24 protein-coding genes, 8 tRNA genes and 1 other RNA gene are annotated in these 26,376 nt (G+C 34.8%); 31 read left to right on the forward strand and 2 right to left on the reverse strand.

Translation table 11 applies throughout. The annotated features are described in order from the left end of the window. The first annotated feature begins 347 nt into the window (after positions 1-347). Complete coding sequence (catB, locus tag GTR01_RS00620; protein WP_160135957.1) at positions 348-977, forward strand: type B chloramphenicol O-acetyltransferase; 630 nt, start codon at positions 348-350, stop codon at positions 975-977. Between the two features lie 465 nt (positions 978-1,442). Then, positions 1,443-2,690, forward strand: a complete 1,248-nt coding sequence (locus tag GTR01_RS00625) for a hypothetical protein (RefSeq protein WP_160135958.1) — start codon at positions 1,443-1,445, stop codon at positions 2,688-2,690. A gap of 60 nt (positions 2,691-2,750) precedes the next feature. Here GTR01_RS00625 and GTR01_RS00630 read toward each other — a convergent pair whose 3' ends face one another. After that, entirely contained in the window at positions 2,751-3,008 is a 258-nt protein-coding gene (locus GTR01_RS00630; protein WP_160135959.1) for a hypothetical protein, read from the reverse strand. A gap of 84 nt (positions 3,009-3,092) precedes the next feature. On the opposite strand from GTR01_RS00630, the gene GTR01_RS00635 reads away from it, so the two are divergent. From GTR01_RS00635 to GTR01_RS00650, 4 genes are all read left to right on the forward strand, one after another. Continuing rightward, complete coding sequence (locus GTR01_RS00635) at positions 3,093-3,332, forward strand: hypothetical protein (RefSeq protein WP_160135960.1); 240 nt, start codon at positions 3,093-3,095, stop codon at positions 3,330-3,332. Positions 3,333-3,352: 20 nt separating this feature from the next. Then, a complete protein-coding gene (locus GTR01_RS00640; protein ID WP_160135961.1) occupies positions 3,353-3,784 on the forward strand; it encodes a transposase in 432 nt (143 codons plus the stop codon). Continuing rightward, positions 3,760-4,095 (forward strand): helix-turn-helix domain-containing protein, encoded by a 336-nt coding sequence (locus GTR01_RS00645; protein ID WP_160135962.1) that lies wholly within the window; start codon positions 3,760-3,762, stop codon positions 4,093-4,095. The genes GTR01_RS00640 and GTR01_RS00645 overlap by 25 nt, the downstream gene beginning before the upstream one ends. A 121-nt stretch (positions 4,096-4,216) precedes the next feature. Further along, positions 4,217-5,647 carry a tetratricopeptide repeat protein gene (locus tag GTR01_RS00650; RefSeq protein ID WP_160135963.1) on the forward strand — a complete coding sequence of 477 codons (1,431 nt, stop codon included), beginning with the start codon at positions 4,217-4,219 and terminating at the stop codon, positions 5,645-5,647. Positions 5,648-5,713: 66 nt separating this feature from the next. Here GTR01_RS00650 and ssrA read toward each other — a convergent pair. Beyond that, positions 5,714-6,115, reverse strand: a transfer-messenger RNA (tmRNA) gene (gene ssrA, locus GTR01_RS00655). A gap of 267 nt (positions 6,116-6,382) precedes the next feature. Here ssrA and rpsU point away from each other — a divergent pair. The 25 genes from rpsU to GTR01_RS00780 all read left to right on the forward strand — a co-directional run bounded on the left by rpsU (position 6,383) and on the right by GTR01_RS00780 (position 26,342). Further along, positions 6,383-6,580 (forward strand): 30S ribosomal protein S21, encoded by a 198-nt coding sequence (gene rpsU, locus GTR01_RS00660; RefSeq protein ID WP_034687383.1) that lies wholly within the window; start codon positions 6,383-6,385, stop codon positions 6,578-6,580. Positions 6,581-6,658: 78 nt separating this feature from the next. Further along, a complete protein-coding gene (locus tag GTR01_RS00665; RefSeq protein ID WP_160136631.1) occupies positions 6,659-7,546 on the forward strand; it encodes a tyrosine-type recombinase/integrase in 888 nt (295 codons plus the stop codon). Further along, entirely contained in the window at positions 7,543-7,833 is a 291-nt protein-coding gene (locus tag GTR01_RS00670; RefSeq protein ID WP_034693158.1) for an HPF/RaiA family ribosome-associated protein, read from the forward strand. The genes GTR01_RS00665 and GTR01_RS00670 overlap by 4 nt, the downstream gene beginning before the upstream one ends. A 109-nt stretch (positions 7,834-7,942) precedes the next feature. After that, positions 7,943-8,016 (forward strand) — tRNA-Thr (locus tag GTR01_RS00675). Between the two features lie 19 nt (positions 8,017-8,035). Next, a tRNA-Tyr gene (locus tag GTR01_RS00680) sits at positions 8,036-8,116 on the forward strand. Between the two features lie 88 nt (positions 8,117-8,204). Then, positions 8,205-8,277 (forward strand) — tRNA-Gly (locus GTR01_RS00685). 89 nt (positions 8,278-8,366) lie between these two features. After that, positions 8,367-8,440, forward strand: a tRNA-Thr gene (locus tag GTR01_RS00690). A gap of 20 nt (positions 8,441-8,460) precedes the next feature. Continuing rightward, positions 8,461-8,541 (forward strand) — tRNA-Tyr (locus tag GTR01_RS00695). A gap of 87 nt (positions 8,542-8,628) precedes the next feature. After that, positions 8,629-8,701: transfer RNA gene (locus tag GTR01_RS00700), tRNA-Gly, on the forward strand. A 41-nt stretch (positions 8,702-8,742) separates the two neighbouring features. After that, a tRNA-Thr gene (locus GTR01_RS00705) sits at positions 8,743-8,814 on the forward strand. A gap of 146 nt (positions 8,815-8,960) precedes the next feature. Then, on the forward strand, positions 8,961-9,422 hold the full coding sequence (locus GTR01_RS00710) for a hypothetical protein (protein ID WP_160135964.1): 462 nt from the start codon (positions 8,961-8,963) through the stop codon (positions 9,420-9,422). Positions 9,423-9,720: 298 nt separating this feature from the next. Further along, positions 9,721-10,401: a response regulator transcription factor gene (locus GTR01_RS00715; protein WP_160135965.1), complete on the forward strand. Its 681-nt coding sequence runs from the start codon at positions 9,721-9,723 to the stop codon at positions 10,399-10,401. Continuing rightward, positions 10,402-11,775, forward strand: a complete 1,374-nt coding sequence (locus GTR01_RS00720; protein WP_160135966.1) for an ATP-binding protein — start codon at positions 10,402-10,404, stop codon at positions 11,773-11,775. 212 nt (positions 11,776-11,987) lie between these two features. Further along, positions 11,988-13,229 (forward strand): TolC family protein, encoded by a 1,242-nt coding sequence (locus GTR01_RS00725; RefSeq protein WP_160135967.1) that lies wholly within the window; start codon positions 11,988-11,990, stop codon positions 13,227-13,229. A 3-nt stretch (positions 13,230-13,232) separates the two neighbouring features. Beyond that, complete coding sequence (locus GTR01_RS00730; RefSeq protein ID WP_160135968.1) at positions 13,233-14,318, forward strand: efflux RND transporter periplasmic adaptor subunit; 1,086 nt, start codon at positions 13,233-13,235, stop codon at positions 14,316-14,318. Positions 14,319-14,380: 62 nt separating this feature from the next. Beyond that, on the forward strand, positions 14,381-17,479 hold the full coding sequence (locus GTR01_RS00735) for an efflux RND transporter permease subunit (RefSeq protein ID WP_160135969.1): 3,099 nt from the start codon (positions 14,381-14,383) through the stop codon (positions 17,477-17,479). A 266-nt stretch (positions 17,480-17,745) separates the two neighbouring features. Beyond that, complete coding sequence (gene tuf, locus GTR01_RS00740; RefSeq protein WP_045501120.1) at positions 17,746-18,951, forward strand: elongation factor Tu; 1,206 nt, start codon at positions 17,746-17,748, stop codon at positions 18,949-18,951. 54 nt (positions 18,952-19,005) lie between these two features. Next, positions 19,006-19,076 (forward strand) — tRNA-Trp (locus tag GTR01_RS00745). Positions 19,077-19,088: 12 nt separating this feature from the next. Then, complete coding sequence (gene secE / locus GTR01_RS00750; RefSeq protein ID WP_160135970.1) at positions 19,089-19,295, forward strand: preprotein translocase subunit SecE; 207 nt, start codon at positions 19,089-19,091, stop codon at positions 19,293-19,295. Between the two features lie 21 nt (positions 19,296-19,316). Beyond that, positions 19,317-19,859 (forward strand): transcription termination/antitermination protein NusG, encoded by a 543-nt coding sequence (gene nusG, locus GTR01_RS00755; protein WP_065395256.1) that lies wholly within the window; start codon positions 19,317-19,319, stop codon positions 19,857-19,859. A 939-nt stretch (positions 19,860-20,798) separates the two neighbouring features. Beyond that, positions 20,799-21,419 carry a hypothetical protein gene (locus tag GTR01_RS00760; protein ID WP_160135971.1) on the forward strand — a complete coding sequence of 207 codons (621 nt, stop codon included), beginning with the start codon at positions 20,799-20,801 and terminating at the stop codon, positions 21,417-21,419. Positions 21,420-21,430: 11 nt separating this feature from the next. Then, positions 21,431-22,075 (forward strand): hypothetical protein, encoded by a 645-nt coding sequence (locus GTR01_RS00765; protein ID WP_160135972.1) that lies wholly within the window; start codon positions 21,431-21,433, stop codon positions 22,073-22,075. Between the two features lie 6 nt (positions 22,076-22,081). Continuing rightward, positions 22,082-22,750 carry a hypothetical protein gene (locus GTR01_RS00770; RefSeq protein WP_160135973.1) on the forward strand — a complete coding sequence of 223 codons (669 nt, stop codon included), beginning with the start codon at positions 22,082-22,084 and terminating at the stop codon, positions 22,748-22,750. A gap of 260 nt (positions 22,751-23,010) precedes the next feature. Further along, on the forward strand, positions 23,011-24,570 hold the full coding sequence (locus GTR01_RS00775) for a LuxR C-terminal-related transcriptional regulator (protein WP_160135974.1): 1,560 nt from the start codon (positions 23,011-23,013) through the stop codon (positions 24,568-24,570). A 143-nt stretch (positions 24,571-24,713) separates the two neighbouring features. Beyond that, positions 24,714-26,342 carry a T9SS type A sorting domain-containing protein gene (locus GTR01_RS00780; RefSeq protein WP_160135975.1) on the forward strand — a complete coding sequence of 543 codons (1,629 nt, stop codon included), beginning with the start codon at positions 24,714-24,716 and terminating at the stop codon, positions 26,340-26,342. Positions 26,343-26,376 lie beyond the last annotated feature (34 nt).

Consider the following 26,376-nt stretch of genomic DNA (forward strand, 5'->3'; position numbering starts at 1 on the left):
CTTGACGATAAAACATTTTTTTAGTCTTTTTTGTGGATTGGAGGCTTTCATTTTAGATTCAAAAAGTTTAGTGTTTTAGTTTTCAGTCATTTATATTTGATTGGATTATAGAGCTTTAATTTTTATTTTATGATGAACCGAATTATTTTCCGGTTAAAATGTTTAAAAACGCCTAAGTTTTGTCTCTTCCGGAGCCCAAATGAATGAAAAAGTTATCCTTTTTTTGTCTATATTTGTGTGTTATGAAATTAACACGTTAGCTTTTTTAAATAAGCAAATCATATTTCTACTAAAGAATGGCTCGTAGTCATTCTCTTATTTCTATTGTTTTATTTAAAAGCTAAAAAATGAAAAATTTCTTTGAAAGTCCTTTTAAAGGCAAAATCATACAAGACCATATTCAGAATCCCAATATCATTGCCGGTAAATATTCCTATTATTCCGGATATTACCATGGTCATTCCTTTGATGACTGTGCCCGCTATCTGCCTCCTGACAGAAATGACGTAGATAAGCTGATTATTGGTTCCTATTGTTCCATTGGGAGCGGTGCCAGTTTTATCATGTGCGGAAATCAAGGACATCGATATGATTGGATCTCAAGCTTTCCTTTTTTCTATATGTCTGAAGTAGAATCTTTTCAAGAGAGTAAAGATGCTTTCAAACCGGCGGGAGATACAGTTGTCGGAAACGATGTATGGATTGGAACAGAAGCCATGATCATGGCTGGGGTTAAAATAGGAGACGGAGCTGTTATCGGAAGCCGAGCATTGGTGACAAAAGATGTAGAACCTTATACTATTGTAGGTGGTAATCCTGCAAAACCAATCAGAAAAAGATTTAGTGAGTATCATATTGCATTATTACTGGAGATGAAATGGTGGGAGTGGGATGAAAGTATTTTAGGAAATGCAATGCCAATACTTTGTTCAGCTGATATTGATTTGTTATATGAGTTTTATAAAAGAATAAAGTAATTATTAAGTTAATTTGTTGGTAAATAAAGAGATGTTGTCAAATTCTTCCTTATTTACCAATATTTTGAAATTTTATTTTAATCCAATATTTCATTCATTTGAAGATTGATCCCATTTCTCATTTGCATTTAAAAAACATTTGGATTACCACCAAGTAAATTCTTATAAAACGATTGGAATTTGAAAAGAGAGCCTAGTATAATAGACTCTCTTTTTTGTAAATCTAATATACCTTTTATTATTTGATGAAAGTTTGTTGTGTACAGTGTTTGTTTTAAATATGATTGACTATCAATCAGTTGTACTTGTGACGTAGATTTGAGATAGTGCTTTTTTTGCATGTTATCAGGATTTGAAATTTACTTTGCTAAAAAATAAATCTGAAAAAATTGATGCGCCTTTACCGCTTCTAAGATCTGATTAATTTTGAAATTATAACACAACAATTCTATTAACACAAACAAAATGAAAAAACAATTATTATTAGCGGCTACGATTGCTGCTTCCTCTATTGCGTATGCTCAGGTCGGAATCAATACGACAACTCCTAAAGCTACACTGGATGTGGTGTCTTCTCCCTCAGACCTTGCTAAAACTGATGGTTTTATAGCGCCAAGATTAACTGGGGCTGAACTGAAAGCAAAAGATGTTAACTATGATGTTTCGCAGACCGGAGCGATTATCTATGTTACACAGGCATTAACTCCTGCTGACACAACAGTAAAAACGGCTAATGTGACTGCTGTGGGCTATTATTACTTTGATGGCAGTATATGGAAAACTTTTACAGGCGGAGGGCAGGAGCCTTGGAATGTTGCAGGAACAAATACTCAGGCATCAACCAATACTCAGAATATCTATCAAACGGGGAAAGTAGCTGTTGGGTTTAATCCCGGAACAACACCTGTCGGTAATCTGTCTGTTTATGAAAACAATACCTCAGGAACGACAGGTACCTCTTATGGAGTTCAAAATACACTAACTTCAAATAAGCAGGGGGATAAGATCGGAATCTCTTCACAATTGACGGATAATGCCGTAAACGGAGGGGGGTATGTGTTTGGTATTTCATCTCGTACATCAGGAACAGCACTTTCAGGAAATCTATCAACGAGTGATATGCGTGGGATCAATTCGAATGTTCTTGTTTCAGCTCTTGGTGGAAATACTGCAAATATTAATTGGCTCTACGGCTATAAAAGTAATATTACATTGGATGGGAATGGTATATTGAATATTCCTCAGATACGGGGATTTATCACCCAATTTGCTCCTAATGTTACGGGGACGTTCAATTCAAATGCATCTATAGAGGTGGTGGGGTCTTATACTGATTTTATAGGATCTGGAACTTATAATATTTCCAGGTTGACAGGGATGGCCATTACTACAGGAAATAATAATGGAACAAAAAATATTCAGAACTCATTTGGTCTTTATATAAGCCGTTATCGTTTTACAGGAGATAATGCTGCTAATGCTTATAATTTATATTCTCAAGGAGCTGATACCAAAAATTATTTCGAAGGCAGAGTAGGTGTGGGGATCAATGCACCCTCTGCGCAGCTTCATATTGTAAAACAGGCTTCGGATCTTACCCCTGCAATCATTATAGGGTGTAATGAATATGTGGATAATGCAGCTGCTGTTTCTGCCGGCTTACCAATTGGGGCATTATACAGAACCGGTGACTTTATAAAAGTAGTTCATTAAATAAAATCTGTATTGTTTCCTAAAAGAGAAAATAAAACAGGCTATGATGCATTTATAACTTTACACAAGATGTAAGATAATTTCATATCGATTAATGTTGTGTTTGCCATGATTCTTATTACATGGTCTTTCTACGTAGCGGCTGCTTCTGGCGGCTGCTACCTTTAATCCTAAATTAAAACAATGATCAAAATAGATAATAAAAAGAGGGTTGATCGTTGGATGTACTCTTATATTTTCAGTATGATATTGGGATTGTTTGTTTTGCTGATATCCTACCTGCTTCGTATTCATTCCTTCTATTTGTATAGTATTCAATTGGTTGTTTTTATATCAATTGTTTTTTTACTGTTTCTTTTCCTCAATCTGAGATATGTTGAAATAGAAAACTCTGAAGCGGTATTGAGTATAAAAGAATATCATCCGATGAGGGGAAGGTTTTTTCCTGAGTTTTACAGACAAGTAGAGATTCCCTTAACAGAAATTCGCTCCGCAAAAATAGAACTGATTACAAAGAAACTTTTGATTTTCATTGAAAGCAAGACGGCAGGAAAAGTCATTGCTAAGACCTTTGTATTACAATATATGGATATTGGCCATTTGCATACCATGGATAAATCTCTGAAAGATTCATTACGGTAATTTTTTTAAAAACCACTGAAATGGAAAATTTTAAAAACATACATATTGGAGGCTTCATCAGCATACGTATAAAAGAAACGGAAACAGATATTTCAAGAATCTGTAATTTTTTCAAATTATCAATATTGGAAATTGAAAAAATGCTTGATCAAAAATCGCTGGACTCAGATATACTTCTTAAATGGAGTAAAATCCTGGAGTATGATTTCTTTCGATTGTACTCTCAACATTTGATTTTATATGCACCTCCTTCTTCTTCAGAATGTAAAGTAGAGGTGAAGAGTGCAAAATATATTTCTCCTCAGTTTAAGAAAAATCTTTATACCCGGGAAATTATAGATTTTATACTTGAGCTGATTAGATCAGGAGAGAAAACTGAACAGCAGATCATTGATGATTATAAAATTCCTAAAACCACATTATATAAATGGAAAAGCAAATACGTAAAGTAAATGTAAAGCCTGATTATAAGCGTATTTATACTGATCTTATATTGAAAAGATATCCTGAAAAAGAAGAAGACTGTGACGTTTTGTTACAAAAAGAAACGTTATCGTTGCTGGATGTGATACAGCTCAATCAAAAAATTTTTAACAGAGATGAGAATAGTTCTTTTAATCAGAAGCTTCGGGCATATGATAAGGATGCAATCGTAAAAATTCTGATTTACCAGAAGAAAAACAGACTGAGCAATGTTCAGTTAGCGGCTCATTTCAAAATCAGTAAAAATACAATTGCCAGATGGAAGAAGATATTTTTTTGATGTCACTATAAGTTGATGGTTGCTTTTTATTTGATTTCCAATTTATTTTCTTTATTAGCTAGTCTTAATTTAAAATGGCATTTTTTTTGACTTTGCTTAAAATTATAAAACACAAATTGATATGCTGATAAAAAAAATACTGTTTCTGATTTTGGTGGTTTTTATCTGTATGAATTTTTCTGGACAAAAATATACTCCTAAGCAAATAGATAGTCTGGGGAAAATAGCCGCTTTTAATATGGCAGATAAAAAAGAAGCTTTGAAATTGCTCTTTAAGTATATTGATCTAATTAATAAAACCAATGAAAGAAACACCGAGGCTGAAATAATGTCTTATATCATAACAGTTTATTCTGAGCTTGGAGAATATGATAAGTTGATAGATTATTCTATAAAGCTGGAGGATTATGCCCGAAAACTTGAGGATCCTTCTTATGAAATATTTGCTATCCGTATGAGAGGAATGGCATATTCAGAATTGGGATTGCTCCTTAAGGCAGAAAATATGTTTAAACAGGCGCAGAGAATGGCCTCAAAACTAAAGGGTGATAAGCTGTTTACGGAAAAAGGAATTTTGTTTGGTAATCTGGCATTTCTCAAAAGAATAATGGGTGCATCTAGTGATACTTTATTGGCCTATCGGAGAAAGAGTTTGGTTTGTTATAAAAAAATTCAAAATAAAGAAAAAAGAAGTATGATATTAACTTCTGCATATTCTAATATTGGATTTGATTTTACTGAAGCTAAGCAGTTTGATTCGGCACTCTATTATAATCATAAAGCCTTGGTGCTTTCTATTTTAAGAAAAGATTCTGTGAGACAAGCTTCTATTTTTGGAAATAGAGGGCGTATTTATTATGAAAGCAATAATCAAGATAGTGCTCTTTTCTATTTAAAAAAAGCTCTGCCTGTCATGGAGAAGAATAGGTCATATGCACTAACCAATGTTTATGATGATTTGGCACTCATATATGAGAAACAAAAAGATTATAAAAATTCTTTATATTATAGGAATAAGTACAAACAAATTGATGATAGTTTGCGAAGTGTTGAAAAAAAAGCAGCAAATAAAGAATTTATACAGACCAATGAAAATAATAATCATCAGATTAAAAGTTTTTATTTTATTTTGGGAGGTATTCTGATTATATTGATGGTTATTATATATTATACGATACAGTATTTTAGAAGATATTGTGAAGAGAAAGAAGAAAAACAGCAAAAAGAAGTCCTGATTTCCAATTTGGAAGATAAAGTCAATGATGCTTTTGAAGAGGTGATTCAATTGGCAAAGTCGGATGATCCTTCTTTTCTTTCAAGGTTTAAAGAGGTTTATCCTGATTTCTACAATAAACTATCGGAGATGTACCCCTTTCTTACTTCTGGTCAGCTTAAATTTTGTGCTTTGCTTCGTTTGAATTTTTCAACCAAAGAAATTGCTTATTATAATCATCTCACGATCCGAGGTATTGAAACCAAGAAAAACAGATTGAGAAAACAATTGAATATTTCTTCCAATGAAGATCTGAATAACTGGATGATGAAATTCTGAAAAATAGTTTGGTTGCATATGATTTAAAATAAAAAAAGAACCTCGAAGGAAGTTCTTTTTTATGAAACGTGGAGTTGGAGGGATTCGAACCCTCGTCCAAACAAGCAATACATAAGCTTTCTACATGCTTATTCTACCATTGGTTTTCGACTGAAGGCAGAGGATAGACACCCAACTTCCAGCTTATCTTCTGAGGTTTTCGAATTTCAGCCAAAGCTTCTGAAATCTTATTTCCGCATTCCTATATCCCAGAATCAAACGCCGCAGAACAGAGCATTTGTGGAATATCTTGCTTCCCTACTAAAATCTTCGAGAAAACGCTTGATCTACTATACTTCGATATTAAGCTGCAAGAGCGAACTCTTCGTTGCCAGTTAAAATTTTGTAGCAAGGGATTATAGAGATCGCGCTACGGTTCTCTGCATGCTTACTTACCCATTGGTCTTGCTGTCGAAACCAGTCAACCCCATGAATAAAGTGGAGGCAAAGATAATGCTTTTTGTTTACATTTCATTAATCTTACTTGTTTTGATGAAAAATAAGATCCTAAAAAGGAGGCTGAGTAACTATAATTGAAATGTTTAGAAATTGTGGATAAAAAAATATAGTAAGCAAACTGCCTTTAATGCAGGGTTTTTAAAGAGGAGGGAAGGAGATTTGGAATTGTTTCTTTTAATATATTTTGTACTTTAAGAAAAAAAGCATAGTTTTGCAATCCAAAATGAGATGTAAAATATGTTAATAATTCCAGTTAAAGATGGTGAATCCATCGACAGAGCTTTAAAAAAATACAAAAGAAAATTTGATAAAACAGGTACAGTTCGTCAATTAAGAGCTAGACAACAGTTTATTAAGCCTTCTGTAACGTTAAGACAAGCTAGACTAAAAGCGGCTTACAAGCAAAGAGCACTTAGCAAGGAAGAGCAGGCTTAAGAATTTTTCTTAAACACATATTAATTCACTTCTTAAATTCTTATATTTGAGGAGTGAATTTTTATTTTTATACCCATGATGCTGGAAAAGTTTTTAGAATACTTACAATTCGAAAAAAGATATTCTCCCCATACGATTACAAGCTATAAAAAAGATCTTGATGACTTTTCCCATTTCTATCTCCGAACAGAATCCTCTGAAGATATTTCCAAGGCAGATAAAAAGATCATTAGAAACTTTATCGTTGATCTAAGCGAAAATAATATCTCCAAAAGAAGTATCAATCGAAAACTATCATCACTCAGAAGCTTTTATCTTTTCCTTCTAAAGATAGGCGAAATTAAGGTTTCTCCTACTGAGGGGGTCTCTTCCCTTAAATTTTACGCAGAAAAGCAGATTCCTATGTCTGAAGAAGAAATGGTCGATCTTAATGACCGAATCTTTGAACAGGAATATGATGTGTTGGAAAAATGCATCATGGAGGTGCTTTATCAAACCGGGATGAGAAAAGCAGAACTTTGTGGCCTGATATTTGAGAATGTTGATACTGTAGGCAATGAATTGAAAGTAATAGGAAAAGGGAACAAAGAAAGGGTAGTTCCCATTTCTGAAGACCTGTCTGGGCTTCTGAAAAATTACTTGGAAATAAGAAATCCACAGACCGAATTTCAAGCCTATTTTTTTGTCAATAAGAAAGGGAAAAAACTCAATGAAAAATTTGTTTATTTGGTAGTTAATAAGTACCTTAGTCTTATAACAACGAAAGAAAAAAGAAGTCCTCATATCCTTCGTCATAGCTTTGCTACTCATGTGTTGGATAATGGGGCGGAGATCTCCAAAGTAAAAAAAATATTAGGGCATTCCAGTCTTGCCAGTACTCAAGTCTATACGAATGCTAATATTGAACAATTGAAAAAAGTGTTTAATCAAGCTCACCCTCGAGCATCAAAAAAAGAAGAATTATGAAGATTTCAGTTCAATCAATTGGTTTAACTCCACACGAACCACTAGAGTCACACATCGACAAAAAAGTAAGTAAGCTAGATACATTCTATGACAAAATTCAAGAGTGTAAAGTATTTCTGAAAGTAGAAAATAATGCTGATAAAGCGAATAAGACAGCTGAGATTATTTTGGCGGTTCCGGGAGATGATATCGTCGTAAAGAAGACATCTGCAAGTTTTGAAGAAAGTTTAGATCTTTGTGTTGATACCGCTAAAAAGCTATTAATCAAGAAAAAAGAAATGGCTTAGAAAAAAAAGTTAAAAAAAGTTCATAAAATATTTGAGAATTCAAAAAATCCGTTCTATCTTTGCAATCGCAAAAAAGGAACAGCGATCTTTTGAATTCTTTTTTATATTTGCCTCCATAGCTCAGTTGGCCAGAGCACGTGATTTGTAATCTCGGGGTCGTGGGTTCGAATCCCTCTGGAGGCTCATAAAAATATAAACTTTTGGGGAGATTCCAGAGTGGCTAAATGGGACTGACTGTAACTCAGTTGCTTCGGCTTCGTAGGTTCGAATCCTGCTCTCCCCACTTATATTTTTTTAAAAAAAAGTTTGCAAGATTAAAAAATAATTCTTAGTTTTGCACAGCGTTTACCAATGGTTTTGTAAACAAAATCGCGGAAGTAGCTCAGTTGGTAGAGCGTCAGCCTTCCAAGCTGAATGTCGCGGGTTCGACCCCCGTCTTCCGCTCAAAAAATCAATCATTAAAAGTTGATTTTTTTAACACTGAAATGTGTAGAGTAGAGTTTTCTCAATCACTTTCAGTCTAAATATTAAATGCCTCCATAGCTCAGTTGGCCAGAGCACGTGATTTGTAATCTCGGGGTCGTGGGTTCGAATCCCTCTGGAGGCTCTATTTAATATAAAATATCTGGGGAGATTCCAGAGTGGCTAAATGGGACTGACTGTAACTCAGTTGCTTCGGCTTCGTAGGTTCGAATCCTGCTCTCCCCACATTTTATATTAGAAAAAAAGTTTGCAGAATTAAAAATTAATTCTTAGTTTTGCAAAGCGTTTACCAATAATTTTGGAAACAAAATTGCGGAAGTAGCTCAGTTGGTAGAGCGTCAGCCTTCCAAGCTGAATGTCGCGGGTTCGACCCCCGTCTTCCGCTCAATAAAAATCACGCTCTTCAGTGTGATTTTTTTAATTAATGCCGACTTAGCTCAGCGGTAGAGTGCTTCCTTGGTAAGGAAGAGGTCACGGGTTCAAGTCCCGTAGTTGGCTCTCGAATCTCCCGAATACCTTCGGGAATTTTTTTTGCCTAAATTTCAAAATAGGCCTTTTGTTTTTTCTAAATATCTTTCCTAATAATTATTATATTTGCGGAGTTTTTAAAACTTATAAAAGCTATTAATCAATAAATTTAAAAGATGAAAAAAATTATTCTATTACTAGGAGTGACTTTTTCCTCCGTAACATTTGCTCAGATTACTGATATAAGCAACGTAGTTAAAGCTATGGAATGTGAAAGTATTGGAAAAGTAAGTCCATTAGGGGTATTTATGGGGGAAATGAAAAAATGTTCCGGGGATGTATATGAATTTAGTTATAGAGATTATAAATACTCCCAAATTACTGATATTAAGAGGTTCTCTTTTGCAGACAAGGATGGAGCTTATGAATATTTATACAATACTCTTATTAAAGGAATGAACGAACTTCCAAAGGACAAAGTTGTACTTAAATTACCCGATGCTCTTTTACACTTAAAATTTGAAAAATCATTGGGAATTCCATGTGTTACAATTTTTCATACTAGCGAGGCTGGGGTAGTAGGAATGTCTCAGACATTTACAAAAAAACAAATTGATAAACTTTTTGGAAAAAAATAATATTCAATTGTGGGTTTTAGTCCATAATTGTTTCTCAACCTTCCCGGAATTTCTTCCGGGATTTTTTTGTCTGAAATTTGATATAAATTTTGAGATGAAAAAGAAATTGAGTTGTTGACAATGAAAAATAGTTATACAACTGTTTAAAAAATCAATACACTATTTTTATATTTTCATTCCAGAACAAACAATGTGATTCAGCATTTTCTTATCTGAAAAGTACTATTCTTCTTAACTTTTATCACCGACCGGTAATCATCATGAAAATTTTCGCTACATTCGTGTAAAATAATTTTTGATGAATATTCTTTTATTAGAAGACGATCTCATTCTTTCTGCAGAGCTTTGCCGGTTTTTAGAATCCAATAATTTCACCTGCGATAAAATCTATGATGGAGAAACTTTTCTTCGCCAGATTAAGAATAATTCTTATGATCTGTATTTGCTGGACATTAATGTTCCTAAAATAAATGGCTTGGATGTTTGCCAGACGATCCGTTCCTTTGATAAAAGTACTCCTATCATTATCATCTCTGCATACGGAGATATCTCAGATAAAAAAGATGCCTTTACCCGATTGGCTGATGATTACCTAGTAAAACCTTTTCAATTTGAAGAACTCCTGTTAAGGATCAATTCTCTGCTAAGACGAAAAATACCTTCAGATACTTCTGATCAGGATATTATAAGGGTAGATGACCTTATTATCAACAAAACAGAGCAGAAAGTGTATCGTGGTGGGAATGAAATAACGCTCACCTTAAAGGAATTCCAACTTTTAGTTTATCTGGCAGAGGCACAAGGAAGAACTGTTTCCAAACAGCAGATTACAGAACATGTATGGGAACATAATTTTAATACCAATACTAATACGGTAGAGGTATACATTAATTTTTTAAGAAAAAAGCTTGATAAAGATTTCAAAATAAAATTAATTCATACCCGATCCGGTTTCGGATATTACTTAAGCCCATTATAAATGTCTTTAAAAAGAAAGATCGCTTTAACGATTAGTATCGCCTTTTCATTACTTTTTGGAATGGTGATGGCGGTCATTTATTTATCTTTTAATGATTTCAGAAGAGATGAATTTAAAGAGAGATTCAGGCAGCGATTGGAGTTTACGACCCACTTTATTTCAAAATCAAAAGATTTTGAAGAAGAAGCACCTATCTTTTTCAATGAAAATTCAGATAATATTCTTTTGAATGAAAAGATTTTGATTTTTAATGAACAAAAAGAATTAATCTATAGTACGATTAAAGATCGCAATGTTACCTGGGATAGTGCAATGTTGAAGGAACTGGATAAAAAGAAAATTATCTACACTGAAAAAACCGTTCCTGAGATTTATGCTGCACTGAGAAACATTAATGGAGAAAACTATTACATCCTTACCAGTGCCTTTGATACCAATGGAAAGTCAAAATTGGGATTTTTGAAATACCTTTTGATTGCTGCTTATGCAATGAGTACACTTCTTATAGGTTTTTTCAGTTATTACTTTGTGGAAAAGTTTCTTCGTCCTTTAGAAGATTTAAATAAAGAAATTTCAGAAGTAACGGCTCATAAACTTACCACTCAAATTCCCGTACAGGAATCTAATGATGAAGTAAATGTTCTTGCAAAATCTTTCAATACGATGATTGTAAGACTTAATGATGTATTTCAATCACAAAAAGATTTTACAGCCAGTGCTTCCCACGAAATCAGAACACCCATTACAAGAATGGCATTCCAATTGGAAAACCTGATTAAGTTTGAAGAACATTCTCCAAAAACACTGTCTTCACTACAACAAATTCAAAGGGATGTTTATCAATTATCAGACTTAACGAATTCATTATTGTTGCTTACAAAGTTTGATAAAGAAAATATTCAAAGCATTTATGAAGATGTGAGAATAGATGAAGTGATCTTTGAAGCCTTTGAAGCAGTAGAAAAAAGTTATCCTGAGCTTAAACTTGATTTTCTTATCACTGAAGAAACATTTGAAAATGCTTTTCTCACAATTAGTGGTATACAGTCCTTATTGGTGATTGTCTTTATTAATCTATTTAAAAATGCGGCGGTATATTCTGATGATACCGAAGTGAAAGTTTTAATTACCGAAACAAACAATAACCTTAGTGTTGATGTGATTTCCCATGGTGCTACCATTTCAGAAGAAGAGCAGACCAAGTTATTTGAAGCTTTTACAAGGGGAAATAATGCTCAGAACATTGCTGGTTCTGGACTAGGCTTGAGGATTGTTAAAAGAATCCTTGAGTATCATGATGCGGAAATTATTTATTCATCTCCCGCAGAATACATGAATAAGTTTACATTGATTTTTAAAAAATATTTTATTTAAGCTGGCTTATTTCAAAAATCAGCCCCAATTTTGGTTAAACTTCAGATTAATTTTTTCGATAAAATTCAACTATCGGAGAAAAAAAATAATTTCTCAGTTTTATTAATCCCTGTAAAAATGGGTAGTTTAAGGTGATTTTAATATTTTTTTAAGCCCTCTTTAAGTTTCTTTTAATCGCATCCGAGCAATTTTGTAATTTAAAAAGAAAAATAATGAACAGAATTGCAGTGCTGTGTCTTGCCGTTTCCTCATTCATGGCGGCACAACAGCAAATGTCTCTTTTGGATTGCGAAGAAGCTTTTCAAAAGAACAATCTTCAGCTGCTCGCCGAACAATACAACATCAATATGGCTGATGCTGATATCCTGCAGGCCAAAATCTGGGAGCTGCCACAGCTGAGTGGGCAGTTTAATGCTTATAACCCTCAAGGTAAAAAGTTTTTTGATGTTGGCCATTCAAAAGGAGCAGGAATTACTCAGTTAATTTATATGGGTGGCAAAAAGAAAAATGAAATTGCATTTGCCAAATCTAATAAAGAACTCGCCCAACTCCAGTTTTCACAACTTCTTGTTGACCTGAGATCCCAACTTCGATCTGCCTATTTTAATCTTTACTACGAAAGATTAAAGCTTGGGAATACAGATAAGCAGCTAGGATACATGAACGATCTGTTAAGTGCTTATCGTATACAGTCTGCTAAAGGAAATGTATCCCTTAAAGATGCGGTTAGACTTCAAAGTTTAGTAATTCAACTGAATCATGACAAGCTTGAGATCAACAAAAATATTCTTGATTTTGAACAGAATTTAAAAGTTCTTACAGGAATCACGGAAGATATAGAACCTTTGATCCCTGAATCTGAAGCTAAAGAAGCATTAGCGGCTCAGCCTTTTGGAGATGCCGAAGAGTTGAAAAATAAAGCACTTGAAAATAATGCTGATTATCGATACAATCTAAAACTAATTGATAACAGTAAGCTTTATGCCCAATGGCAGAAGTCAATGAATGTACCGGATATTAATGTTGGTGCAGCATGGGATCAGGCAGGAGGTACTTTTAATAATGAAGCCAATCTGACCTTAGGAATTCCTTTGCCATTATGGAGAGTAAATCAAGGCAATGTGGAGAAAGCTAATTATGCAATTAAGCAGAACCAAAAAAATGCAGATTTCCAGAAACTTACTCTTGAAACAAAAGTACAGGCAGCTTATAAAACCTGGAAAGCACAATATGATCAGCTTTTGGATATCAAAACAACAGATCTTCAGAATATGGATTTAGTGTATAACGGAATGGTGACCAATTTTAGAAAAGGAAATGTAAATCTTATTGAATTTACAGATTTTATGGACAGCTACCGGGAAACAGCACTTCAAATCTATGATATGAAGAACGAGATCATGCAGGCGGCAGAACAACTTAACCAATTAGTACAAACGAAAATCTTCTATTAAACAATGAAAACTTATATTATCCCAGTATTAATGGCCTTATCATTAATGGCTTGCTCAAAAAAAGAGGAAGAAAAAGAAAATCCTGCTAAAAAAGGTTTTGAACTCAGCAATACAATGTTGAAGTCTATCTCTCTGGCAAAAGCTGAACAAAAGAATATAGAAGATGAATATAGCTTTTACGGAAAAATCTCCGCAGACAAGAATAGTTATATAGACGTTTATCCATTAGTAGGTGGAAATGTGATGAGTGTAAACGTAGAACTTGGAGACTACGTGAAAAAGGGACAGGTACTGGCTACAATAAGAAGTACAGAGCTTGCTGAAATTCAAAAAGATGTAAGTGATGCCAAAACCGACCTTGTTGTTGCTAAAAATAACCTTAGGGTCGCTAAAGAACTCTTTGAAGGAAAATTGAATACGGAAAGAGAGGTGCTGGAGGCAAAAAGCCAGCTGCAAAAAGCACAAGACCAATTGCAGAGAGCTACAGCAGTAAGTACGGTTTATAATGTTAAATCAGGAAATATATATAGCGTTGTCGCTCCTATTAATGGATACATTGTACAGAAAAGTATCAATAAAGACATGCAGCTGCGAAGTGACCGAAGCGAAAATATATTTGACGTAGCAAATACAACCAATGTTTGGGCGATTATGAACGTTAACGAATCTGATATTGATAAAATCAGCCTTGGAATGAAAGCTCAAGTGTCTACACTTTCTTATCCTGATAAAGTTTTTGATGGAAAAATAGATAAAATATTCAAAATTATTGATCCGCAAACCAATGCTATGCAGGCGAGAGTAGTCCTGGATAATGCCAACGGATTGTTGATCCCGGACAGTAAGGCTACCATAAAAGTATCCAGCCTGGAAAGCAATACAATGTTGAGTATTCCTTCTAAAGCTGTAATTTTTGATGATAATAAAAGTTTTGTAGTTGTTTTCAAATCGAGAACCGATGTGAAAGTAAGAGAAGTGAAAGTACAGAAACAAGTAGGGAACATTACGTATATCGCAGATGGTCTTAAAGAAGGAGAGGAAGTAGTTACGAACAACCAGCTTTTGATATATCGTTCTCTAAACAGCTGAAAATTGTAGTGATTTAAAATAAATTCTTTCAACGGCTTTTTTAGGTCATCAATGTATGTATCATGAATAAATTCATAAAAAATATAATCGCTTTTTCGTTAAAGAATAAAGCATTTACCTTTATCTGGGTGGCTATTTTAGCGATTGCCGGATTTATAAGTTTCAAAAATATGCCTATTGAAGCTTTTCCGGATGTAACCAATACCCAGATTGTAATCATTACCCAATGGAATGGACGTAGTGCGGAAGAAGTAGAACGCTTTGTTACTACCCCCATAGAATTGGCAATGAGCCCGGTTCAGAAGAAAACCAGTGTGAGAAGTACCACAATGTTTGGGCTTTCCATTGTAAAAATTCTGTTTGATGATGGGGTGGATGATACTTTTGCCAGAAATCAGGTCAATAACCAATTAAGAACCATTAGCCTTCCTGACGAGGTTGACCCTGAAGTGCAACCACCCTACGGGCCAACCGGAGAAATTTTCAGATATACGCTGGAAAGTAAAACGAAAGATTCCCGTAAACTGCTTACTCTGCAAAACTGGGTGATAGACCGTGCACTAAGAGGAGTTGCCGGAGTAGCAGATATCAACGTTTTCGGTGGGCAGGATAAAGTATTCGAGCTAAGTATCGATCCCAGAGCACTGGACAAATATAATCTGACACCACTTCAGGTATATGATGCTGTTACCAAGAGTAACCTGAACGTTGGAGGTGATGTCATTGAAAAAAATGGACAGGCTTATGTTGTAAGAGGAATAGGTTTGGTAAAATCTATTACAGATATTGGAAATATTACCATTCAGAATGATAGCGGAAATCCGGTGCTGGTAAAAAATGTAGCAGAAGTTCATGAAAGCTCTATGCCTAGAGTAGGGCAGGCTGCTTTAAACAATCATGATGATACCGTAGAAGGAATCGTCGTGATGAGAAAAGGCGAGAACCCAAGAGAGGTTTTGGTAGGCGTAAAAGCTAAAATTAAAGAACTGAACGAGAAGATTCTTCCGAAAGATGTGAAGATGGTAACTTTCTACGACAGGGATAACCTGATGGATTTCACTACTCACACCGTAATGCATAACTTAATTGAAGGAATTGTATTGGTAACGGTGATCGTTTTGATCTTTATGGCAGACTGGAGAACCACACTGATTGTTTCCATCATCATTCCTTTATCCCTATTATTTGCCTTTTTATGTTTAAAATTAGCAGGGATGAGTGCAAACTTACTTTCTCTGGGAGCTGTAGACTTCGGGATTATCATCGATGGAGCCGTCGTCATGGTGGAGGGCCTCTTTGTAATGCTCGACCACAAGGCGCATCGGTATGGAATGGAGAAATTCAATAAATTAGCCAAAGGGGGTTGGATTAAACAGACCGGAACGGGGCTAGGAAAAGCTATTTTCTTCTCGAAGCTGATTATCATTACCTCGCTGATTCCCATCTTCTCATTCCAGAAAGTGGAAGGGAAAATGTTCTCTCCTTTAGCATTTACTTTAGGATTCGCATTGATGGGAGCCCTGATATTTACCTTGACATTGGTTCCCGTACTTTCTCATATCCTTTTAAATAAAAACGTAAAAGAAAAAAATAACCCATTTGTTAATTTCTGGGACAGAATAGTGCTAAAAGGTTTCAACATAACCTTTAAACATAAAAAAATGAGTATGATCGTTGCGATTTCATTCCTTGCTTTGACATTATTCTCAGGGAAATTCCTTGGAACGGAATTCTTACCACAGCTGAATGAAGGATCACTTTGGATTACAGCAGAAATGCCAATGAGTTCATCGTTAAAGGAATCTCTGAAAACAGCAGATCTTTTGAAAAAGGATATTATGAGTTTTTCTGAAGTGACAGATGTTCTGGCACAAACAGGAAGAAGTAATGATGGAACAGACCCTAATGGATTTGGTTTTGTACAGTTTGCTGTAAACCTTAAACCAAGAGAAGAATGGAAGAGGAAAATTACCTATGATGAACTTATTACTGAAATTGATCAAAAGCTGAGAAGTTATCAGGGAATCACCTTCAACTATTCTCAACCGATTTCAGACAACGTAGCAGAAGCTGTAGCTGGTTTTAAAGCTGAAAACGGAATCAAGATCTATGGTGATAATTTAGAAACCTTAGACAAATTAGCCCATGAGATTCTAGGTAAGATTAAAGATGTTGACGGAGTAAAAGACCCGGGTATCATTAAAAATATCGGTCAGCCGGAAGTAAGTGTCGTATTAGACAGAGATAAAATGGCTGCTTATGGAGTAATGCCCGCAGACGCACAAGCAGTATTGGAAATGGCTTTTGGAGGAAAGACCGCTTCTGAAATGTTTGATGGAGAAAGAAAATTCCCGATCCGTCTTCGTTACTCTCAGGAATACAGAACCGATGAAAATGATATCGCTGCTTTGATGGTTCCTACTCAGGACGGGGCAAAAATCCCTTTAAAAGAGATCAGTACTATTGTAAAAGATAATGGAGCTGCATTTATTTACAGAGATAATATCAAAAGATATATTGGGGTAAAATTCTCAATCCGTGACCGTGACTTGGGAAGTACCATTGCTGACGCTCAGAAAAAAGTAGCTACTATTGAACTTCCTGATGGATATTCTGTAGGCTGGACAGGGCAGTTTGAAAATCAGCAGCGTGCTTCACACAGATTGGCCCAGGTAGTTCCGGTAAGTATTCTGATGATCTTTTTCCTTTTGTTTATTCTGTTTGGAAATATGAAGGATTCACTTCTTGTATTGGCGAATGTTCCGTTTGCTCTGATTGGAGGGATTATTGCCCTGCATGTTACCGGAATCAATTTCGGAATCTCTGCTGGGGTAGGGATGATTGCCCTTCTTGGAATCTGTATACAGAATGGGGTTATTTTGATTACAGAATTTCATCAGAATGTTAAAAACGGACTGGATATAGACAATGCTATCCTCACGGGAGTTAAATCCAGAACCCGACCGGTGATTATGACTGCCTTGATGGCATCTATCGGATTAATGCCGGCTGCGTTATCTACAGGAATTGGTTCAGAATCTCAAAAGCCTTTAGCTATTGTGATTATTGGTGGGTTGATAACGGCCACTGTGCTTACTCTGCTTATTTTCCCGATCATTTTCTGGATATTTAACAGAACAAAAAGGTTAACCCAAGCCTGATTATCTTTCATTTTATATATTAATTGAGCCTGAAATATTCTGTATTTCAGGCTCTTTCGTAAAAAAGGCTATAAAAGGTTCCAGAAAGATTTTTTCAATCCGGAAAAATGTGTAAATTTGCAGTCTCAATGCATCGAAATATAAGGTTTGTCCTTCATTGGATGAGAATATTGAAAGTTTTTTGAATAAAAAGTTTTTGGTATTTAAAAATTCATTATATTTGCACACCGAAAATTTGAAAAACAATAAATAAATAATTTTAAATCATGGCAAAGGAAACGTTTAATCGTAACAAACCACACTTGAACATTGGTACTATTGGTCACGTTGACCATGGTAAAACTACTCTTACAGCTGCTATTTCTGCTGTATTAGCTAGCAAAGGTCTTGCTGAGAAAAAAGACTTCTCTTCAATTGACTCTGCTCCAGAAGAAAAAGAAAGAGGGATCACTATCAATACTGCTCACATCGAGTACGAAACTGTAAAAAGACACTATGCTCACGTTGACTGTCCAGGTCACGCCGACTATGTTAAGAACATGGTAACTGGTGCTGCTCAGATGGATGGAGCTATCGTAGTATGTGCTGCAACTGATGGTCCAATGCCTCAAACTAGAGAACATATCCTACTTTGCCGTCAGGTAAACGTACCTAAGATCGTTGTTTTCATGAACAAAGTTGACATGGTGGATGATCCAGAATTGTTAGAGCTTGTTGAAATGGAACTTAGAGATCTATTAGCTACTTATGACTTTGATGGAGATAACTCTCCAGTAATCCAAGGTTCAGCTCTTGGAGCACTTACTGCAGCTACTAACGGTGACTCAGAAGATAAGTGGTTCAAAACTGTTGAAGCTCTTATGGATGCTGTTGATGAGTGGATCGACGAGCCAGTAAGAGATACTGACAAGCCATTCTTGATGCCAATCGAAGACGTATTCTCTATTACAGGTAGAGGTACTGTAGCAACTGGTAGAATCGAGGCTGGTGTTATCAACACTGGAGATCCAGTTGATATCGTTGGTATGGGTGAAGAAAAATTAACTTCTACTATTACAGGAGTTGAGATGTTCAGAAAAATCCTAGACAGAGGTGAAGCTGGTGATAACGTAGGTCTATTGTTGAGAGGTATTGAAAAAACTGACATCAAGAGAGGTATGGTAATCGCTAAGAAAGATTCTGTGAAGCCACACAAAAAATTCAAAGCATCTGTTTATATCCTTTCTAAAGAAGAAGGTGGACGTCACACTCCATTCCACAACAAGTACCGTCCTCAGTTCTACGTAAGAACTACTGACGTTACAGGTGAGATCTTCTTACCAGAAGGTGTAGAAATGGTAATGCCTGGTGATAACTTAGAGATCACTGTAGAATTGTTACAACCAATCGCTCTTAACGAGGGTCTTAGATTCGCGATCAGAGAAGGTGGTAGAACAGTTGGTTCAGGTCAGGTTACTGAAATCTTAGACTAATCATCTTAAAATAAATTAAGCTTCCGAAAGGAAACTCTCGGAAGCTTTTTAACTACGGGCATCGTCCAATGGTAGGATACCGGTCTCCAAAACCGTTGATCAGGGTTCGAATCCTTGTGCCCGTGCAAATATAAATTATGAGTTCATTTGTCGATTTTTTAAAAGGTTCTTATAACGAATTCAGACATAAAGTTGAATGGCCAAAGTGGGCTGACCTTCAGTCATCTACTATTGTAGTGACTATTGCGACAGTGATTCTGGCATTGTTTACATTTGGAGTTGATGAATTGTTTTCTAAATCAATCAGCAACATCATTGGTATGCTAATCAACATGTTCAATTAATTATAAAAGTATTTTCCCAAAATGAGCGAATTGAAATGGTATGTGCTGAAAGCTATCAGCGGACAGGAAAATAAAGTGAAAAACTATATTGAGACAGAAATCAAACGTCTAGGGTTTGAGCAGTACGTTACTCAAGTGGTTATTCCTATGGAAAAGGTTATCCAAATTAGAAACGGTAAAAAAGTTCCTAAAGAAAGACCTTACTATCCTGGATACTTGATGATTGAAGCTGAGCTGATGGGAGAGATTCCTCACGTTATCAAAAACATCCCTGGAGTTATTTCTTTCTTAAGTTTAACAAAAGGTGGAGATCCTGTTCCAATGAGAAAATCAGAAGTGAACAGAATGCTTGGAAGAATGGATGAACTTTCAGAATTCGCAAGCGATGTTGAGATTCCATATGTAGTAGGTGAAAACGTAAAAGTGATCGATGGTCCTTTCAACGGATTCAATGGTACAGTTGAGAAGATTCTTGAAGACAAAAAGAAAATTGAAGTTTCTGTATTGATCTTCGGTAGAAAGACTCCAATGGAACTAAGCTACATGCAAGTAGAAAAAGTATAATATTTACTTATATAACATATAAAAAAGACTGCTATTAAGCGGTCTTTTTTTTGTTCATAACAATGCTCTCTAATAGTATGAATAATAACTGATGAGAATGTTTTACTCATATAAATTCACAGGAATAGAGGATCAGTCTCAAAAGTTGTTATACTACTGTTTATTTTGCATCGATTTGAATTTATGCAATGTTTCTATTATCTTAAAAAATTGTAGTATTTAAACCATTAAGGAAAATGAAGAAGATAAGACAAGTTAAGTTTCATCAAAGATGTATGAAGGAGACGCTTTATAATAGCTTTAGCTATATTCTTAACTTTCCTTAAACGCTTAAAAAATCTTAATGGTTCAATATTTTTAATCATTCACCACCAGCTGGAGTAAAGAAAAATTTTTCAGATAAGGGAAGTCTTTTTGCTTAGTCTACAACTTTTGCATCTGATCCGGAATAGAGGCATCCTTAAGAGTAGTAAAGGATATGTTTAGCCGAGACTTGAGCTTATTTACTGAATTCTCATACCCAATCTGAATGTCAACAACGATGTTTCTTGCTGAAATAATTGAATATTGATAAAAAAACAATTGTTTTTATCCCACTAATTTGATTTTTTATAAATTTTGATAGATTATTTTATTAAAAATATAAATTCAGAATTGGCGTTAACCGCTTCTATTGAGTACTTTGGCAGAATCTAATATTCACATTCACGGGATGTTTGGTTTATTTACCTTTACTGATGGGCTTTTTGTAAGATTAATTCACTTTTGATGGCATAGTTCTTGCTGCTTACTCAGCAATTAATCCACAAAACTTTTTGTTTTCTCATAACGTGCACTGTTTACAGATGCACAACACATTTTTTGTGTTTTTAAAATTAAAAACCTGAGATGTGATGAATGAATGTGGAAAATAAAACCTATACAAACACACAACGGACAATGACAAAAATTATTTCGATGATCCTTTTATTAGGGTCAGCGGTATATATAAATGCCCAAGTTGGTATCAATACTGCAAAGCCTGAAAAAGAACTGACAGTAAACGGAACGATGAAGACCTCCGGTATGGTTTTCAAAAAGTCTATGGAAAAATTGGGAGCTGATGAAAACTATACTTTTATTATTAAATCTCCAGCACCGGAAAATAAAATTACGGCATACAACGACTCTTTTGTACCAAATTCTCCGGCACCTATCAATATCGTTCAATTTAAAATCACTTGTGATCCTTCAGATAAAGATTGGGTAAATGAATTTGATACCAAAATTAATTCTAAAAAATTTCTGGTCGTAATCTCTTCTTTCGGATTTACTCAACCAATAAGAACCAATACTGCAGATTGGGTTACTCCGGTACCTCAGATATTTGCTTATTCAACAGGGACAACCTGGAAATTAAAGGCAGACTATGAAGGTTTCTCTCCAGCTTCAAATTTACCAACTGGAGAATGGACTCTTAATTTACTTGTATATGATAGATCTTATGCAAAAGAATTCAACTCAACTCAGGATCTTAAATCTTCAACCACAGGTGCAGCAGCAGCGCCTTTAATTCAATAAAAAACGCAAAAATGAAAAAAATTATAACATTATTCTTTGTAGCGTTAGCTTCTTTAGGCTTGAGAGCACAAATAGGAATTAATACAGCCAATCCAAAAGGAACTCTTGATGTAGAGGGAGAAACTCTCGTAGAATCTTATTTAATTGATACTGAAAATGCAACAGCCAGAGGAAATTATTTATTGCTTACTCGTTCAAAAGATACTTCTCCTGTAGGAAAAGTGAAATTGCTTGACATTACCCTCCGTAATGTGGCACCAGTAAATATGTATACTGTGGTACTGAAAAATGTAAAACAAGATGAAGTTGTCAATCTAAATACCGGATTGGATGCTGATAAATATGTAGTTGCTATTACAGGAGCTGTTTTTTCTGATGCCGTATCAGCTACTACTAATTCTACCTCAAGATTATATGGTGCATATTCTACTGAGGTAACAAAAGTACAGAAAGATGGAAAAACTTATCAGGCTATTAATTTAAGTTTTAAAGGAGCGGGAACAGTATCTGCACAAAACGGAACATGGACTCTTACCTTAAATGTATTTGAAAAATCATTGATAAAAGATTGGGGAACGGTTACTGGCTCAGTTTCAGCATCAGCATCACCTTCTTTTTCCGGAGTATCAACCAATACGCCTCTTGGGCTTCAATAATAAAACATGATAAGAAAAATTTATATTACAATGATGATAGGGTTGGGTGTATTTTTCAATGCCCAGACCGGTAGAGTAGGAATCAAAACAGATAAACCTACAGAAACACTTGATGTAAATGGTAAAACATATACCAATTCCTTATACCTTAGAAATCCTGGAGAACCTACGATGACTGGAGGAAGTTTTTTGGCTACATCAGAAAATGCATTACAAATTTATGATCCGAATTTAGAAAGCAGTGGATTATTCAATTATATTAAACTTACCCTTACGAATGTTTCAGGAGACGGTATTGCAGATTATGATACAAAAATAGATACGAATAATTTCCTGGTTGTGCTTCATAACTATTCTTTCAAACTTAATAATTGGAATACAAATGTGATGCTTGATTATGGTAATAATGGAGTGAATGATAATAAACAGGGATCTCCCGATGTTGTTGCATTTAAAAGTAACGGAACCTGGCATATCAAGGCAAAATTTACTAATAGTAGAATTATTGCCAATACATCTGCAGGTCTGCAAAGAGATTATAACAATTTTACAGTGGATCTTTATCTGATGGCTTATAAAAGATTGATTACAAAACACAACATTAATGATATCAATGCAGATCTGAAAGGAACTGATGGATCAACACAAACTATTAATAAACCATCCGGTTTTTAAATAGGAAAACACAAAAACAAGTATAAAGAAAAAACCAGACTGTTGAAATATAGTCTGGTTTTTTATTATGTAAGATATCAACATTTTGTTTGAAACTTGCAAAATGAGTAAATACAAAGGGTATTGATTGTAAATGGCCGTTTTGTTTTAATAGTTTCCTGGTTATTTTTGAATTATTTTATCAGTTTGTAAGGTATGATTGAAGATTAAATATTGTTTTTTCAAATGATTTTATAATTTTATATGGAATTATACTGGAAATGGGAAAACAATTACTTTTTGCATGGCTGCTATTGCTTCCATCTATACTGTGCTTTGGGCAGAGTAATAAAGAATACGAGCAATTGATGAATACTGCCAATGAACTAAAGTTCAAAGATTGGAAAATGGCAGAAAGTAATATACAGCAGGCAAGAAAAAGGGTTGCTGATCATGATCTGGGAGACTTTTATCTGGAAGCTGCGAAAATTTACAGTGATGTAAATTATTTTGATCTCGCATTGGATTATTCCAATAAAGCTTACCATATATTCTGGGGAAAAGATGAAGAAAAAACAGCCAAGATAGATGGAATTTTTGCTTATACTTATTCCCAGCTCAATGATACTAGAAAAGCTGTTACTTATTATAGAAAGCTTTTAAACTTTTATCAGAAGAAAAAAAAACAGACAGAAACCATTAAAGCATTTAATAATTTAGGAAACGCTTATCTGGTTTTGTCAAAACTGGATTCATCAAGATATTATTTTGAAGAAGGATTAAAAGCTTTTGAAACATATGATAATCCGGTTTTAAAGGCTTTTGTCTTTTCAAACTTTGGTAAGCTCAATTTTTTGGAAGGAAATAATATCAAGGCAGAAGATTATTTATTGGAGGCCAGTACTATTTTAAAGAAAAATAATATTGATGATCATAAATCAAACTATCAGGTCAATTATAATCTAGCCAACTTCTATATCGAAACACAACGCCCGGAGAAAGCGCTACATTATGCTCAAAATATAGGAAAATATATAACTGCGAATGGAGTAAACTTTGATAATACCAATTATTTGAGAACTCTATATAAGGCTTATCAACTGAATAAAGATTATAAACATTCTTCGGAAACCTTTAAAAAATATGATTCTATTCGGGAGCTGTTGAATATAGAAGAGAAGGCTGTAAATGTAGAGCGATTGAAGATACAACATGATTACGAACTGCAGAAAAGGCTAGATAGAATAGAGCAGGACAGAAAAAATATGTTGTATGTGGTAATGGTTATCATTCTTCTATTAGTTGTAATCATAAGTATTTTACTGCTTATTAATTTCAGGAACAAAGCCGAGAAACTTAGACTTGAAAAAAAATTAATAGAAAACCGTGAAAGGCAGCTGGAAATAGACAATCAGATGAAAGAAAAAATGCTGGTCTACAAATCGATGGAGCAATCTAAGATTGAAGAAATCTTTAAGTCACTTTTGGAACAAGTGAATGTTTTAAAATCCAAGCTTAAAGACAGTGAAATCAATGAGGTCTCCCGAATTATCAACGAAATTAAGCTGAATACCAAACACGATTCATGGGGCGATTTTGAATACCACTTCCTGAATATCCATGAATCATTTTATGAAAATCTGGACCGCAAACATCCGGGTTTAACCAATTATGATAAACGATTGGCAGCGATGCTTAAACTTAAACTCTCCACAAAAGAAATTTCAAATCTTTTGAATGTAACGCCTAAAACCATTGAAAATTCAAGAACCCGTCTGAGAAAAAAGATGGATCTTACCAATACAAAAGAAGATCTTGCTCAATATTTAAATGAGTTGTAATTCATTGTTCTATAATTGTTTGTGTTTTGGTGTGTGGTAATGATGTGGTGTTTTTATTTTGTTATGTGGTAACTGTGTGTGGAATTTTTCATAGAGCTGGAAGACATTGCATTCCTTTGTCTCCTATTTAAAACAATACCGCTATGAAAAAATTACTTACTCTTTTTGTTGGCCTTTCAATAGGCTTTATGGGAAAAGCACAATGGAATCCAATATTGGATCAGAATCTTTTGGTGACCAGTGCGGGGTCATCTTCTTTTGCTGAAACTACGAGTGAGGGAAAAACGTATATTGGATACTGGAAGACTGTGCCGGCACCTGTGAATTTTGAACTTTGGGTTCAGATTCTGGATAAGAATGGCAGTAAGCTGCTAGGTACAGAGGGAATTAAAGTTTCTGATCAAATTCCCATGGGAACCTATACGGTTGTGGAAAGGACAAGAGTAGACGCATCAGATAATCTTTATATAGGAGTGACAGGAACCGGGGCGGGAACGCCGGGATATATTTTTAAAATTACCCCAGATGGTACATCAGTCTGGCCGAATGGTATTAGCTTGGGAGAAGCTTATTTACCTACTATTTTGCCACTGCTTGATGGAAATATTGTGGTCGGATACTTTCCCCCAAGTCAAAAATACGCGAAAGTACAAATGTTTAACCCTGCAGGACAGCCTATGTGGGCAACTCCTACTCAGATTATTTCAGATGATCCTGCTAAAAATACAATTCCGGCCGATCTTTTTAAATTGTCGGGGAATGCATGTGAGCTTATTTTCCATAAACAAGTGTCGTTTGGAACGACGAGCTATTTGTTTGCCAATAAAATAAATCTGCAAAACGGTTCATTGATGTGGGACACAGCTAGACAGATTACTGCCAAATCTACCTCTTACAATGCAAAATACTCAGGAGCGGTAGATGGAGATGTGGTGTATTATGGCTATAGTACGGGTGAAAATATGAGGTTCGACGGTTACCTTCAGAGGGTTAATCCTGATAGTTCTCTTCCATGGGGTGTTTCCGGGGTGGACTTTGATACCAATCAGATTTATTTTGAAAAAGATATGAAAATTGCTTTTGAGCCCGGATCTTCTTATATATGGTCGATTGCCAATTATAGTTCTTCTTCCCAGGGAGAGAATGGCGAGTTTGTTCAGAAGTTTGATAAAATTACAGGCGGCAGGCTATTTACAGATAATGCTAAACAAGTATTTCCTGTAGATAATATATCAATGTTCCATTATAGTAATCTACAATTGGTAAATGATCAACCGTATTTTGTAGTACAGAAAAAAGAAGGAACGGCGCTCAATGTATCTCTAAATGCTGTCTTGCTTAGAGATAATGGTGATTTTCAATGGCCTCAACATTATCTTCCGATGGCAACCTTTCCTGCTTCTAAAGCCTATACAACCGTATTGAAGCCTATAAACGGGCAAGGCGTTATTGTGTTTAAAGAATCTAAAAATACAGAAGGGGCACCTTCAGGAATCTATGTACAAAATCTACTTCTGCCTAATGGTACAATGGGAACTCGTGATATTTCAGAAATAAAATCAAATATTAAGTTTTATCCGAATCCGGCAGTAGATCTTATTCATATAGATGGATTGAAAGATCAGGATTTTAAAATTTATAATACTGCTGGTCAATTGGTAAAATCTGGATTTATTAAGCAAGGAATCATTGATGTTAAAGATCTGGTAAAAGGTGTTTTTATTTTAAAGGTAAAAGAAAAAGAAGAGAGTTTGAAGTTTATTAAAAAGTAATTTTCCATATATAGTAATAGTGTAAGGGGGAAGA

It is taken from the genome of Chryseobacterium sp. c4a, from assembly GCF_009900745.1.
In the GTDB taxonomy this organism is placed as follows: Bacteria; Bacteroidota; Bacteroidia; order Flavobacteriales; family Weeksellaceae; genus Chryseobacterium.

What these genes read in the sequence shown, in the direction of transcription:
- rpsU (WP_034687383.1), top strand. Translation starts at nt 6,383, where the DNA reads ATGTTAATAATTCCAGTTAAAGATGGTGAATCCATCGACAGAGCTTTA.
- GTR01_RS00780 (WP_160135975.1), top strand. Translation starts at nt 24,714, where the DNA reads ATGAAAAAATTACTTACTCTTTTTGTTGGCCTTTCAATAGGCTTTATG.
- GTR01_RS00625 (WP_160135958.1), top strand. Translation starts at nt 1,443, where the DNA reads ATGAAAAAACAATTATTATTAGCGGCTACGATTGCTGCTTCCTCTATT.
- tuf (WP_045501120.1), top strand. Translation starts at nt 17,746, where the DNA reads ATGGCAAAGGAAACGTTTAATCGTAACAAACCACACTTGAACATTGGT.
- GTR01_RS00715 (WP_160135965.1), top strand. Translation starts at nt 9,721, where the DNA reads ATGAATATTCTTTTATTAGAAGACGATCTCATTCTTTCTGCAGAGCTT.
- nusG (WP_065395256.1), top strand. Translation starts at nt 19,317, where the DNA reads ATGAGCGAATTGAAATGGTATGTGCTGAAAGCTATCAGCGGACAGGAA.
- GTR01_RS00760 (WP_160135971.1), top strand. Translation starts at nt 20,799, where the DNA reads ATGACAAAAATTATTTCGATGATCCTTTTATTAGGGTCAGCGGTATAT.
- GTR01_RS00735 (WP_160135969.1), top strand. Translation starts at nt 14,381, where the DNA reads ATGAATAAATTCATAAAAAATATAATCGCTTTTTCGTTAAAGAATAAA.
- GTR01_RS00775 (WP_160135974.1), top strand. Translation starts at nt 23,011, where the DNA reads ATGGGAAAACAATTACTTTTTGCATGGCTGCTATTGCTTCCATCTATA.
- GTR01_RS00665 (WP_160136631.1), top strand. Translation starts at nt 6,659, where the DNA reads ATGCTGGAAAAGTTTTTAGAATACTTACAATTCGAAAAAAGATATTCT.
- GTR01_RS00640 (WP_160135961.1), top strand. Translation starts at nt 3,353, where the DNA reads ATGGAAAATTTTAAAAACATACATATTGGAGGCTTCATCAGCATACGT.
- GTR01_RS00670 (WP_034693158.1), top strand. Translation starts at nt 7,543, where the DNA reads ATGAAGATTTCAGTTCAATCAATTGGTTTAACTCCACACGAACCACTA.
- GTR01_RS00720 (WP_160135966.1), top strand. Translation starts at nt 10,402, where the DNA reads ATGTCTTTAAAAAGAAAGATCGCTTTAACGATTAGTATCGCCTTTTCA.
- GTR01_RS00770 (WP_160135973.1), top strand. Translation starts at nt 22,082, where the DNA reads ATGATAAGAAAAATTTATATTACAATGATGATAGGGTTGGGTGTATTT.
- GTR01_RS00650 (WP_160135963.1), top strand. Translation starts at nt 4,217, where the DNA reads ATGCTGATAAAAAAAATACTGTTTCTGATTTTGGTGGTTTTTATCTGT.
- secE (WP_160135970.1), top strand. Translation starts at nt 19,089, where the DNA reads ATGAGTTCATTTGTCGATTTTTTAAAAGGTTCTTATAACGAATTCAGA.
- GTR01_RS00730 (WP_160135968.1), top strand. Translation starts at nt 13,233, where the DNA reads ATGAAAACTTATATTATCCCAGTATTAATGGCCTTATCATTAATGGCT.
- GTR01_RS00725 (WP_160135967.1), top strand. Translation starts at nt 11,988, where the DNA reads ATGAACAGAATTGCAGTGCTGTGTCTTGCCGTTTCCTCATTCATGGCG.
- GTR01_RS00645 (WP_160135962.1), top strand. Translation starts at nt 3,760, where the DNA reads ATGGAAAAGCAAATACGTAAAGTAAATGTAAAGCCTGATTATAAGCGT.
- catB (WP_160135957.1), top strand. Translation starts at nt 348, where the DNA reads ATGAAAAATTTCTTTGAAAGTCCTTTTAAAGGCAAAATCATACAAGAC.
- GTR01_RS00765 (WP_160135972.1), top strand. Translation starts at nt 21,431, where the DNA reads ATGAAAAAAATTATAACATTATTCTTTGTAGCGTTAGCTTCTTTAGGC.
- GTR01_RS00710 (WP_160135964.1), top strand. Translation starts at nt 8,961, where the DNA reads ATGAAAAAAATTATTCTATTACTAGGAGTGACTTTTTCCTCCGTAACA.